Genomic DNA, 12,708 nt, shown 5'->3' on the forward strand with positions numbered 1-12,708 from the left:
TCTTAGCCTTCCTTCTCGATCGTTGTTAAGCAATCGCGTAGGATAGAACCATACTCGTATTTGCCCGGACAAACGAAGGTACATAACGCTAAATCTTCTTCATCAAGTTCAAGCGCGCCTAATGAAATTGCACTGTCTAAGTCACGTGAAATTAAGTCACGTAATAATAAGGTTGGCAAAATATCTAGCGGCATTACGCGCTCGTAGCTACCAATTGGTACCATGGCACGTTTTGAACCACCTGTAGACGTTGTCATTTTAAATAAACGACTCGGTGCAAGGTGAGAAAGGAATGTACGCGTTACAGAGAATTTATCACTACCTGGTGCAATCCAACCAAACAGCTCTTTTTCGCGACCTTCAAGTAAAACAGATACTTGAACGTGGTAGCGACCTAAGAATGCATGAGGACCTGAAGAAATAGCGCCAGATAAAACAGAACCAGAAATAACACGGTTATCACCGTCTTCTAATTCGCCTGCCACTAAATCATCTAATGAAGCACCTAGTTGTGTTTTCACTAAACGAGGGTTTTTAACGCGAGGACCTGCAAGCGAAATAACACGGTCTGTGTTGATTTCACCAGTAAGGAATAAGTGACCATACGCGATAACGTCTTGGTAACCAATATGCCAAACTTGTTTATTAACAGATACTGCATCAAGGTGATGAATATGAGTACCAACTAAGCCTGCTGGATGCACGCCACCAAACTCATGTACTTCTACTTGAGCGATAGACGAGCTAGGAACTTGACTGCCAGCTTGCTTACATACAAATACTTTGCCATCGGTCAAACGCGAAACAACAGCAAGACCCGCTTCAAATGCAGCTGCATTTTCGGCAATAATTACTGCAGGATCTGCAGCAAGAGGGTTTGTGTCGATAGCGGTTACAAATATAGAGCTAGGATTTGCATCCAACGCAGCTATTTTGCTAAATGGGCGAGCACGAAGTGCTGTCCATTGACCTGACTGAACAAGTACTTCTTTGGCTTTTTCACGCGATAAGCTTGCAAGCTCATCTGCATTGAAAGAGTCAAAGGTGATTTGCTCACTGCCGTTTACTTCAATAACAACAGATTGCAGCACACGTTTAGCACCACGATTAATTTCTTTTACTGTACCAGAAGCTGTTGCAGTAAATAGGACGCCTGGGTTCTTTTTGTCTTCAAAAAGTACCTGGCCTTTTTTGACTTGGTCATCCACACGAACATGCATGGTTGGACGCATACCGATAAACTCTTCACCTAGCACAGCTACACGTTTGATGGCAGAACCATCATGAATAACTTGCTGAGGCGCGCCCTCTATGGGTAAATCCAGACCTTTTTTTATGTTGATCATACGCACTTGCATTAATTAACGGAAAGAAACTGAAAAATCGTATCAACCACGTCGCCACTTGAGTTATCCAAGATATATCAAGGTACAAAAGAACAACTTGCTAGGAATATCAAACAAGCAACGCAGTAAAACTCCTCACATATTGCTTCGATTTTAACATCATTATGTACGACTATGCGAGTGTATTTATGAAAATTATACGACAGAAACGCTTATTTAGTTTTGTTAAGTGTTTTAAATAAAAATCAAGGTAGACCAAAGTGGTAGCCTAAGCACCTAACTGCCACAAAATATCTAAAACACTAAAAGCAAAAAAGCCGCAATAAGCGACTTTTTATAATGACAAAGTATGATTAGTCAATCATGTTTGCAATTGGCTTCACTGCATCTACATCTTGCTCATAGTCAACAGCGTCAATGCCAAAACCAAATAAACGTAAAAATTCGTTATGGTAGCCTACATAATCGGTTAGCTCATCAATTGAGCTCGTATCTACTTTATCCCAAACAGCTTGCACACGTGCTTGTACATCGTCTTCTAGCTCTTTGTAGTTTTGAAATAAGTGGCCGCCCTCGTCAAAGCGTGGGTTTTCACCGTATAGGTTTTCGCTAAATAAAGCATGAATTTGCTCAATAGTGCCTTCATAAGTGCCATCGGCTTTCATTACTTTAAATAAAGCAGAGATATATAGCGGCATAATAGGAATAGCAGAGCTTGCCTGAGTAACAACAGCATTTAAAGACGACACATAGGCTTGACCATTTAAATCTTTTGTCGATTCTTTAATTGCGGCAGTTGCACGGTCTAAATCTTCTTTTGCTTTACCTATTGTTGCGTGCCCGTAGATTGGCCACGTTAACTCTTTACCTATATAAGTATAAGCCGTGGTTTTAAAGTTATCGGCTAGTACGTCTGCTTCTTTTAATGCATCAATCCACATTTCCCAATCTTCACCGCCCATCACTTTAATGGTGTTGTCGATGTCATCTTGGCTTGCGGCTTCTACTGTTACTTCGTCAATTTCGCGCTTTGACGTATTTAAATTTTTTGTGGTTACAGCACTGCCAATAGGTTTAAGTGTAGATGAATACACCTCACCTGTATTTGGATCGGTACGACGAGGCGATGCTAAGCTGTAAATAATACAGTCTACTTTGCCTAAATCTGCTTTGATTGTCTCGATTGCTTTTTGCTTAATTTCGTTAGAAAACGCATCGCCATTAATATTTTTTGACCAAAGCCCAGCTTCATTTGCAGCGTCTTGAAATGCTGCTGTATTGTACCAACCAGCAGAACCTGTTTTACGCTCTGTACCTTCTTTTTCAAAGAAAATACCCAGTGTTTTAGCCCCACCGCCAAATGCCGCCGTAATACGAGACGCTAAGCCGTAGCCAGTAGATGCACCGATTACGAGTACATTTTTAGGCGCATCTTTTAATTCGCCTTGTTGTTTTACATAGTTAATTTGCTCTTGAACATGCTCTGCACAACCTACAGGGTGTGCGTTAGTACAAATAAATCCACGAATTTTAGGCTTAATGACCATTGATCATCCTATATCTTTTACAATAAAAATTAGCGCTAGTTTAAAGGCTAATACTAAAAACACTGATCTGATCAGTTAAACCTGATCAAATACCCCTATTTATATTGGCTAACCTACAGTGTGGTTAATTTAGCTTTGAGCCGCCCATACAATTTGGAGAGTCAGGTGCTTCGCCACCTTGTTCTGAAAATTCATCTGGCGTGTACGTATGAATCGCTAAGGCATGAATATGATTTGCTAGCTCATCTTTTAGTACTTCGTTAATTTGGCGGTGGCGCTGTAGTAATCGTTTACCCGCAAATTCTTCGCTTACCACAATTACTTTAAAATGCGACTCAGTACCGGCGCTGTGCATATGGCTTTCGTTAATTACGTTTAAATGCTTACAGGCAATCGCGCTACTAAGCTTGTCTTGAATTTGTTGTTGCATTGACATTAAAACACCATATTTAGTCACTGAATTGTGCAGCTACTATAACAAGTTAATTTAACTAACTAAATTGCTTTTGTTTAATGTGCTCAATAAAGCGGTACGTTAAGCTGATCCGTGGGTGAGCAAGCGTTGTTTGTTTGGGGATTGCGTGCTGGTAGTCGCGCTGACTATGCCCACTCATCACTAAGCAACTACCGCTTTGTAATTTTAAGTCGGTGACTTTATTGGTGGCTTTTTGTTTTAATTTGAGTACGCGCTCAGCACCAAGCGATATACATACAATGGTAGGCTCAGGACCTAGCTCTATTTCATCATCACTGTGCCAGCCCATGGTGTCGTTACCATCACGGTAATAATTGACTAATAACGAATTAAGCGGCTTATTTAAATGTCGCTCTAAACGTTTTCGCATTGCTAAAAGCACCTTATCCCACGGCTCTACTATTTGTTTACTGTGTGAGTAACCATATTCAATATTTAAGTCGCTCATAAAACATTGCAAACGTGGTATGGGCCCTGTTCTGCCATACACAGTGACATTAGGCTGCTGCCAATTAAGATTTTTTTGTAAATAATAAAATAAATCGAGGCTTTTTTGCGCACTAAGCGCCTTACTTTGATAAGAAAAGCCGTTTGGTAACTGTTGGGGGTTGGCGTTTTGCCGTTGCATGTTAGAATTTACCTACATTAGATTACTGATCAACAAACCATTATGACGACGCAAGCCCAGCTAGGCGATAAAACATTTACTCTTGAACGTTTCCCTTTGGATCAAAAAAACCGCAGTTTACAAGCGTGGGATTCGGCCGACGAGTACCTTATCAATTATGTTAACGAACATCACCCTGATTGTCGCTCATTACTAATTTTAAACGACGCGTTTGGTGCCCTGGCCTGTTATTTTAGTGAATTAACGGTTTGTTCAGTTAACGATTCTTATATTAGCCACCAAGCTGCAGCCTATAATTTAAAAGAAAATAAACTATCAACAGCCCAATTTACACAGTTAGATAGCTTATCTGCGCTGCCTGAAGAGGTTGATTTAGTACTTATAAAAATACCGCGTAACGTCGGGTTTTTACAGTTTCAATTAAGCGAGTTGAGTGAAGTACTTGCCCCTGGCACACCGGTTATTGCCGCGGGTAAAACAAAGGAAATTCATAACTCAACTATAAAAGCGTTTGAGCAATTTATTGGCGAGACCAAAACAAGCTTGGCCGTTAAAAAGTCGCGTTTAATATTAAGTACAGCTAAAGGCGGTTATAAAGAAGCTAACTTCCCGGTAAGTTGGCAGCTTGAAGGCACTGATTTTAATATAACGAACCATGCCAATGTGTTTTCGCGCGATTCGTTAGATATAGGTGCACGGTTCTTTTTTAATTACTTGCCGCAAACCTCAAAAGCAAAAAGTATTATCGACTTAGGTTGTGGTAATGGTGTGGTTGGTTTAATGACGTTATCACGCTGTCCAAATGCGTCGGTAACCTTTGTTGATGAGTCGTACATGGCGGTCGAATCTGCACGTTTAAATGTAGAACTTAACCAAGCAAATAAATTTGATGATTGCCAATTTATAGAAAATGATTGTTTAACAGGCTTTTCAAGAGACAGTGTGGATATGGTGTTGTGTAACCCTCCATTTCACCAAGCCCAAGCCGTTACCGACCACATTGCGTGGCAAATGTTTAAACAAGCAAAAGATACATTAAAAGAAGGTGGCGAGCTGCGTATTATTGGGAATCGTCATTTAGATTATCACGATAAATTAAATCGTATGTTTGGTAACTGTAAGCTATTAGGTTCAAACAAAAAGTTTGTAGTGCTCAGCGCAACTAAAAATAGTGGGATGCTATAAAATGAAATTAACTAAATTTATTTTAGCCTGTTGCTCCATGCTGGTGTTTAGCGCATGCAGTAACCAGCCAAACCAAGTGATACTAAACCCGGTTTATAAAAGTGGCCAAATTAGCGTTATTTCAGCCAGTTTAAGTACCAGCGTTATTGATTTACGTGGTGATAGCGCAACCCTTAAGCTTGTTGAGTCGGACAAAACCAAAACCTTTGCCAGCCAAGGTATTGTAACCTCTGTTAAAAGCGTATTAGATAGCGCGCTAAATCGTAACGGGGCAAGTATTTCAAACCTAGCAACAACCCGCTTTGAACTAGACATTCATGCCTTACAAGCAAAGGTGACTGAAAAGCTCATGAGCCATACCAGCGAAGCGCACATTGAGCTAGGCGTACGTGTCATTCGCTCTACTAGCAATTTTAGTAAAGTGTATCGTGGCAGTGCTAATTTAGAAGGGCCGCTGAGCCACGATCGCGCCAAAATTGAAGGTCAACTCAATAAGTTGACGGAACAAATTATAACCCGCATTGTATCGGACCCAGAATTAATTGAATTTTTAGAAGGTTAACAATGAAACGATTTTTAATCTGCTTAAGCCTACTATTTAGTGTAAGCACCTTTGCCGCGCAAGAAGGCCGCTTTGTTCAAAAAGACAATATTTTCCCGCGTGTAGAAATAGTCACGTCATTGGGTAGCATTGTGGTTGAGCTAGACCGCTCAAAAGCCCCTATTACGGTAAATAACTTTTTAACCTACGTAATGGATAAAAGTTACCAAGGCAGTATATTCCACCGTGTAGAACGTGATGTTGAAAACGACCGTGACTTTGTAATACAAGGTGGTGGCTACGATAAAGACCTTGATGGCTTACACGAAAACGACCCTATATTTAACGAAAGTGGCAACGGTTTAAAAAATGATATGTACAGCATCGCTATGGCATATCAAGACCGTGAACCGCATTCGGGAACTCGCCAGTTCTTTTTTAATATGGATGATAACGATCATTTAAACCCAGGTAGAGATTGGGGCTTTGCCGTGTTTGGCAATGTAATGGATGGTTACGACACGCTAGATAAAATTATGGCTGTAGAAACCGGCTTTAATGAAAAAATTGGCTACGACTTTGTACCAAAAACGCCCGTTGTTATTTTAAATATTAAAGTACTTGAGCAAACCCCATTATAAATCACTGAGGTGCAACTAAGTTGCACCCAACGCCAATGAAGGCCCTATGAGCAAAACCCTCTCAGTAAGCGAATATTTCTCGTATTTTAAAGATAAACGTTTAATCAATATTTTTATATTTGGTATGAGCAGTGGTTTTCCATGGGTACTGATTGGCTCTGTGATGTCGGCTTGGCTAAAAGATGAAGGCCTAAGCCGCAGTATGATTGGCTTATTTGGTATTGTATTTGGCGCATACAGCATTAACTTTATGTGGTCGCCGCTTATTGATAGAACCAAACTGCCGTTATTGTACAAATGGTTTGGGCAACGTCGCAGCTGGATTTTATTTTGCCAAAGCTTTATGTTTATTGGCACCCTGCTTTTAGCGGGGCTTGATTTAAAAGCAAACTTAGCGATTGCCGCCGGCTTGTGTTTACTCATCGCAGTCGCCTCTGCCACACAAGACATAGCAATTGATGCTTTTAGAATAGACACGTTAAGCGAAAACGAATCTCATAAAGCCACTGCAGCTGCTGCTATGGCCACATCGGGTTGGTGGACAGGTTACGCATTACTGGGGGCTATTCCTTTTTACATGGCCGATATCCCCTCTTTAGATTGGCCACAAGTGTATTACTTTTTAGCCGCTGTTATGTTGATACTAATGAGCGGCGTGTTGTTTGCCAAAGAGCCTAAATCAAACCGAGAAGCTGTTCACGCAGAGCTTGAGCGCGTATACCTTGAAAAACTAGCCAGCATTAAGCAAACGCCCTTTACTAAAGTGATTGCTTGGCTTGGCGTTACAGTGGTTGATCCCTTTAAAACCTTTTTTGCTAAAAATGGGGTTAAAACAGCCCTTGCCTTATTAGCATTTATTTTCTTATTTAAAATAGGCGAAGCTTTTTTAGGGCGTATGTCGATTGTTTTTTATAAAGAAATAGGCTTTAGCAACAGCGATATAGCCACTTTTTCAAAAGTAGGCACTGCAGTACTCACCATTGCTTTTACCTTTGTGGGCAGCTTGTTCAATCAAAAGTACGGCATTGTAAAAGGGCTATTTATAAGTGGTGTTGCTATGGCGGGGTCTAATTTAGCATTTTCGGCTATTGCGCTGGTTGGCCCTAATTTGGGCTTATACGCTTTTGCTATTGTAATTGACGGCTTTACTCAGGCTTGGTCGTTAGTGGCTATGGTGGCATTTATATCGATGTTATGTGACCGGGCATTTAGTGCAACACATTATGCATTACTGGCTTCGCTTGGTAATTTAGGGCGTACATTGCTTTCAAGTTACAGTGGTGTGGTTATTGATGATTGGCTAATGGGAAATTGGGCATTATTTTTTGTGTTAACGGCATTAATGGTAATACCTTCGCTGGTGTTTTTATATTTGATTAGGCATAAGCTCTATCAGTTAGAGCAAAATTACCATAAAAATATGTAATGCATCCCTGCATTAACGTGATTTGCTTAGGCCGTTCAAGTGCCCCTTATAACACCCTAAGCAAAACAATATTAATCCGCTTTAATTAAGCCTAGCGCTTCATGCGGATCAACTTCAAGTGCATTACAGTAACGTACAAACTCAATAACATCTAAGCGGCGTTCTTGATTTTCAATCTTACCGATAAATGAGTGAGGTGTTCCTAGCACTTGTGCCAGGCTACGCATTGTATGACCCTTTTCATGGCGTTTTGTTTTAAGCCATTTAGTTAGCTTTTCGTTTTCTTCAGAAGAAACAGTCTTGCCCATCATTTTACATCTCCTACTAGATGATATGACATACCCGTCAAAGCAGTAGTCACACAATGATTGGAGGCATATAAGCAGATACCCACTACATTATTCAATAGCAAGCTATTGCTTAAATAAGCAAAGGTATTGCTACTTATTCAACCTACCAATCTATTCAGTGCTAACCCGCAAAAATAGGATATAGGTTTATTTTTATTAAGAGTGAAATTTTGCCCGTCTCACTCTTGGATACATTATATACTATTAACAGTTCGGTTAAATAATTAATTACATAGTTTGCATAAATTCACCCAACCACTAACCTTTACTTATGCTGAATATTTAAGTTAACGTACCAAAAATATTAGGTTTTTTCCTAAAAAATTAATTGTAAGATAAAAGCACTTTGTTACAAATTAACGTGCAAATAACCTTGCTGTATTGATGTTTAAACAACAGTAAGGGTAAAAAAGTTCCCATAAATAACGTTTTTCCCTAACTGAGGGACTAAAGAGGAAGTATGTTTAGAGTCTTATTTTTGTTGCCTATTTTACTATGCTTTTTATGGTTTTTGTTTTTACGTCACTACGGAGTACCCATTAAACAAGGTAAAAAAGGCTTTTTATACATACTTGCCTTTTCTGCTTTTGTATTAGGCTTTTTTGTATTAATAATGCAGTTTACCCATTACAGCCCAATTGAATTTTAGGCATTAAAAAAGCCGCTAACGCGGCTTTAATAGCTAAGCGTAAATTGCTTAAACGCTAAAACTTGCACCACACCCACAGGTAGTCGTTGCATTAGGATTAGATACAAAAAAGCGTGCGCCTTCTAACCCTTCGGTGTAATCCACTTCGCCATCAACTAAGTACTGAATACTCATTGGGTCAATAACCAGGGTTACACCATTTTTAACTATTTCTAAATCGCCAGGATTTGCTTTTTCATCAAAAGTAAAACCATATTGAAAACCAGAACAACCACCACCTGTTACGTAAACACGCAGTTTTAAATCTGGATTTTCTTCTTCGTCGATTAACTGTTTAACACGAACAGCAGCTGCATCGCTGAACTTTATTGGTAATTCTTCAGACATTTTAAAACCCTCAATATCGCAATGGCGTGATTATCTAATACCCGAGTGTTTTAATCAAGTATAGTCAAACATCTCTTGTGCTATCTTAGGCTTTTAACTATTGCTTTAACCGATACGATAGCAAAATGTGTTTTCAGTGATTGCTGTAATATTTGTTAATATAAGTGTTTAAAATTGCAAAATCACAAGGACTTACCTGCACACTTTTGTTAAACTGCTCGCTGAAAAAATGTGGCGGAGAATACAGCATGTGGCTTGAGCAACTCAGGCGTCGATTAGCAAAACCAAAAACCTCTGTGCAATTATGCTTATTAGGCGTAAGTGCTGGTTTAATTGCTGCATTTTTTATTATTTTATTTCGCTTAACGATTCTGTTTTTTCAAAGCTTATTTTTAGACACTCCCGATAATTTTACTACTATCCCCACTCTTGAACGGGTTTTAATGCCGTTAATTGCTGCGCTACTGATTGCTACATTTGCTGCATTTACTGGCTTTAAACACTACCGATTAGGCATTCCTTTTGTTATTCATCGCATTAAACGCCACTACGGGCAAATGCCGCTTTACAACACCGTAAACCAATTTGTTGGTGGTGCACTGGCACTTATTAGTGGTTTTTCGGTTGGCCGCGAAGGGCCATCTGTTCATATGGGCGCCACTGGCGCAAGTATATTAGCCGATAAACTTCATTTACCGCATAACGCCATGCGTACATTAAGTGGCTGTGGTGTCGCCGCTGGTATTGCGGCCTCGTTTAATACCCCACTGGCTGCGGTTATTTTTGTAATGGAAGTGGTGCTACGTGAGTACAAAGTGCATATTTTTGTACCAATTATGCTTGCCGCACTAACTGGTGCATTAGCAACCCAATTTGTGTTTGGTGAAGGCTCAGAGCTTGCACTTATTAGCATTACGCCATTGAGTGGTTGGCATTACCCATATTTAATTTTATGTGGCATGGCCTTAGGGGCAATTGCCTATAGCTTTAATCAAAATTTAATGCTGATCATAAAAACATTTAAACCTTTAAGCATGTTTCCTCGTTTACTCATTGCAGGTTGTATTGCGAGTATTATTGCCTATGCAGTGCCCCAAGCAATGGGTTCGGGTATGAGTGCGATTACTATTGCGGTTGAATCGCCTGAAAACGCGCAGCTACTTACCACTATTTTAATAGCTAAACTACTGGCGACCCTGTTTGCCATTGGCCTAGGAATACCGGGCGGCTTAATAGGTCCCGTTATTGGGCTAGGTGTATTAACAGGTACTTTAATGGCCTTTTTTGCCCAATTTATAAGCCCAGGTGCTGACATTGCAGGCACATACGGCGTATTAGGAATGGCAGGATTACTCGCAGCTACATTACATGCGCCGTTAGCAGCATTAACAACTGTGATGGAGCTTACGTCCTCGCCAGAGATTATTGTACCGGCCATGTTAGTGATAACGACCGCCTATGTAACGGCGCTGCAAGTATTTGGCAATCGGTCTATATTTTTGCAACAGCTTGATTTTCAGGGGCTACCCTATCATGTATCGCCCGCAACGGAGGCGCTACAAAAAGTGGGTATAATGGATGATATGGATGAGGACTTTAAACTGCTTTATTCAGACGATAAAGAGCAAATTAAAAACACCTTAGACGCCATGGACAGCCAAACCCCTTTAATAGTTTACGATGAAGAAAACGGCTATCGCCTAGCAGAGTATGACCTTACCCTGATGTCGGGCGAAAACATAAATATAAACTACATTAGCTTACAAGGCATTAGCAGCCAGTCGACCTTAGCTGATGCCTTTGATATTTTAAAAGATAAACGCAGCGGCGCCCTGTATGTATACAACTTGCTAGATGATCAGCAAATAATGGGGCTATTACGCTGGGATCAAATAAATAATATTTTAACTATTCGTAACAGCCTACTTTAGGATTCTTATGAGCGCTTTACTAATTTATAAAACACTGCACATTTTTTTTATGATTGCTTGGTTTGCCGGTATTTTTTATTTACCTCGGTTATTTGTATACCACGCAATGAGCGAAGAAAAAGCCTGTAACTCAATGCTTAAAGTAATGGAGCGTCGGCTACTCTTTTTTGTTACCCCGTTTGCTATTTTAACGGCCGTTTTTGGTGTATTGACTATTGTAGAGTATGGCCGTGAGTGGTTTAGATACAGCATGTGGCTACACTACAAACTGGTTCTGGTCATTATTTTATATCTATACCACGGCTACTGCTTTAAATTACTGAGCGACTTTAAACACGACAGAAATACCAAAACGGACCGTTTTTATCGTATTTTTAATGAGCTCCCAGTTATTGCACTGCTAATTATTGTTGCGCTTGCGGTAATAAAACCTAATTTATAAGCTGTGTAGCGCATGTTAAACTGCGCTGCAATTTACAATACTTGCTATAACACGCGCGATTGCGTGCCCCATTTTAATGGATTATCGCGCCCCTTTGATTGATTAGGAATAACCCCATGTTAAGTTTCCAAGGTGAACATATACTGTCGGTAAATCAACTCGACAGAGACTGCATTGAGCGTATTTTTGCAGTAGCGAAAAAAATGGAGCCTTATGCTAAAAAACAAAAGCAAACAACAGTGCTAGAAGGCGCTATTTTAGCTAATTTGTTTTTTGAACCAAGCACGCGTACGCGTGTAAGCTTTGGTACTGCCTTTAATTTACTAGGCGGTGGCGTGCGCGAAACAACCGGCATGCAAAGCTCTGCCCTTGCTAAAGGCGAATCGCTTTACGACACTGCGCGCGTTATTTCAGCGTACGCTGATGCCGTCGCAATGCGCCACCCTGATGCAGGCTCGGTAAGCGAATTTGCAGACGGTTGTACCGTACCGGTAATTAACGGTGGTGATGGCCCAAACGAGCACCCTACTCAAGCTCTACTCGACTTGCTTACTATTGAACGCGAACTAAACCGATTTGATCAAAACATTGATGGCATGCATATCGCCTTAGTTGGCGATTTAAAATATGGCCGCACAGTACATTCATTATCTAAATTATTGTGCCATTACAAAAACGTAAAATTTTCGATGGTGGCGCCCGATGGCCTGCAAATGCCAACGAGTATTTTAGATGCGGTAGAAAATGCAGGCCATAAAATACAATTAGTCAACAAAATGGAAGGGAACTTAGCAGCCGATATTGTGTACCAAACACGTATTCAAGAAGAGCGCTTCCCTTCACAAGAGGAAGCCAATAAATACCGTGGCGGCTTTAGAATTAGCCAATCAATTTATAACGCGCACTGTAAGCCAAATTCTGTGCTTATGCACCCGCTCCCACGCGATAGCCGTTTAGAAGCTAATGAGCTTGATAACGACTTAAACAGTAACGACAATTTAGCTATATTCCGCCAAGTACAAAATGGCGTGTTAATTCGTATGGCACTGTTTGCTTTAACACTCGGCGTAGAAAACAAAGTCGAGCAATATGAAGTAGACGTACCTTGGTTTAGCCGCAAACGCGACAGCTAAACACTTTTACCAAGCGACAACTAATAG

At 40.4% G+C, this 12,708-nt stretch carries 14 protein-coding genes; 8 read left to right on the forward strand and 6 right to left on the reverse strand.

The window, feature by feature from the left end; translation table 11 throughout:
* Positions 1-2: 2 nt before the first annotated feature.
* From NQT65_RS06175 to NQT65_RS06190, 4 genes are all read right to left on the reverse strand, one after another.
* Entirely contained in the window at positions 3-1,346 is a 1,344-nt protein-coding gene (locus NQT65_RS06175) for a Na(+)-translocating NADH-quinone reductase subunit A (protein ID WP_256850723.1), read from the reverse strand.
* 353 nt (positions 1,347-1,699) lie between these two features.
* Positions 1,700-2,893 carry an enoyl-ACP reductase FabV gene (gene fabV, locus NQT65_RS06180; protein WP_256850724.1) on the reverse strand — a complete coding sequence of 398 codons (1,194 nt, stop codon included), beginning with the start codon at positions 2,891-2,893 and terminating at the stop codon, positions 1,700-1,702.
* 124 nt (positions 2,894-3,017) lie between these two features.
* Positions 3,018-3,329, reverse strand: a complete 312-nt coding sequence (locus NQT65_RS06185; protein ID WP_004587145.1) for a BolA family protein — start codon at positions 3,327-3,329, stop codon at positions 3,018-3,020.
* A 55-nt stretch (positions 3,330-3,384) separates the two neighbouring features.
* Positions 3,385-3,996 (reverse strand): alpha-ketoglutarate-dependent dioxygenase AlkB family protein, encoded by a 612-nt coding sequence (locus NQT65_RS06190; RefSeq protein ID WP_256845623.1) that lies wholly within the window; start codon positions 3,994-3,996, stop codon positions 3,385-3,387.
* Between the two features lie 42 nt (positions 3,997-4,038).
* Here NQT65_RS06190 and NQT65_RS06195 point away from each other — a divergent pair, with 42 nt between their 5' ends.
* Genes NQT65_RS06195 through NQT65_RS06210 form a run of 4 tightly spaced genes read left to right on the forward strand, consistent with a single transcriptional unit; the run spans position 4,039 to position 7,789 of the window.
* A complete protein-coding gene (locus NQT65_RS06195) occupies positions 4,039-5,181 on the forward strand; it encodes a methyltransferase (protein WP_256850725.1) in 1,143 nt (380 codons plus the stop codon).
* 1 nt (position 5,182) lies between these two features.
* Positions 5,183-5,743, forward strand: coding sequence for a YajG family lipoprotein (locus NQT65_RS06200; protein ID WP_256850726.1), 561 nt, complete (start codon positions 5,183-5,185; stop codon positions 5,741-5,743).
* A gap of 2 nt (positions 5,744-5,745) precedes the next feature.
* Positions 5,746-6,363 carry a peptidylprolyl isomerase gene (locus NQT65_RS06205; RefSeq protein WP_004587149.1) on the forward strand — a complete coding sequence of 206 codons (618 nt, stop codon included), beginning with the start codon at positions 5,746-5,748 and terminating at the stop codon, positions 6,361-6,363.
* Between the two features lie 46 nt (positions 6,364-6,409).
* On the forward strand, positions 6,410-7,789 hold the full coding sequence (locus tag NQT65_RS06210; RefSeq protein ID WP_004587150.1) for an AmpG family muropeptide MFS transporter: 1,380 nt from the start codon (positions 6,410-6,412) through the stop codon (positions 7,787-7,789).
* A 71-nt stretch (positions 7,790-7,860) separates the two neighbouring features.
* On the opposite strand, the gene NQT65_RS06215 is transcribed toward NQT65_RS06210, so the two are convergent.
* The gene (locus NQT65_RS06215) at positions 7,861-8,100 is read right to left on the reverse strand and encodes a helix-turn-helix domain-containing protein (RefSeq protein ID WP_004587151.1); all 240 of its coding nucleotides are present in this window, start codon (positions 8,098-8,100) and stop codon (positions 7,861-7,863) included.
* A gap of 499 nt (positions 8,101-8,599) precedes the next feature.
* On the opposite strand from NQT65_RS06215, the gene NQT65_RS06220 reads away from it, so the two are divergent.
* Positions 8,600-8,788, forward strand: a complete 189-nt coding sequence (locus tag NQT65_RS06220) for a hypothetical protein (protein WP_004587152.1) — start codon at positions 8,600-8,602, stop codon at positions 8,786-8,788.
* Positions 8,789-8,836: 48 nt separating this feature from the next.
* On the opposite strand, the gene erpA is transcribed toward NQT65_RS06220, so the two are convergent.
* Positions 8,837-9,175: an iron-sulfur cluster insertion protein ErpA gene (gene erpA, locus NQT65_RS06225; protein WP_002958911.1), complete on the reverse strand. Its 339-nt coding sequence runs from the start codon at positions 9,173-9,175 to the stop codon at positions 8,837-8,839.
* A gap of 248 nt (positions 9,176-9,423) precedes the next feature.
* Here erpA and NQT65_RS06230 point away from each other — a divergent pair, with 248 nt between their 5' ends.
* The 3 genes from NQT65_RS06230 (at position 9,424) to NQT65_RS06240 (ending at position 12,681) form a co-directional block, all read left to right on the forward strand.
* A complete protein-coding gene (locus tag NQT65_RS06230; protein WP_055252948.1) occupies positions 9,424-11,106 on the forward strand; it encodes a chloride channel protein in 1,683 nt (560 codons plus the stop codon).
* Between the two features lie 7 nt (positions 11,107-11,113).
* Positions 11,114-11,548 carry a CopD family protein gene (locus tag NQT65_RS06235; protein ID WP_024034304.1) on the forward strand — a complete coding sequence of 145 codons (435 nt, stop codon included), beginning with the start codon at positions 11,114-11,116 and terminating at the stop codon, positions 11,546-11,548.
* Between the two features lie 116 nt (positions 11,549-11,664).
* Positions 11,665-12,681: an aspartate carbamoyltransferase gene (locus tag NQT65_RS06240; RefSeq protein ID WP_004587156.1), complete on the forward strand. Its 1,017-nt coding sequence runs from the start codon at positions 11,665-11,667 to the stop codon at positions 12,679-12,681.
* The last annotated feature ends 27 nt before the right edge of the window (positions 12,682-12,708 follow it).

Origin of the sequence: Pseudoalteromonas agarivorans (genome assembly GCF_024518735.1) — a bacterium.
GTDB classification, from domain to species: Bacteria; Pseudomonadota; Gammaproteobacteria; order Enterobacterales; family Alteromonadaceae; genus Pseudoalteromonas; species Pseudoalteromonas atlantica.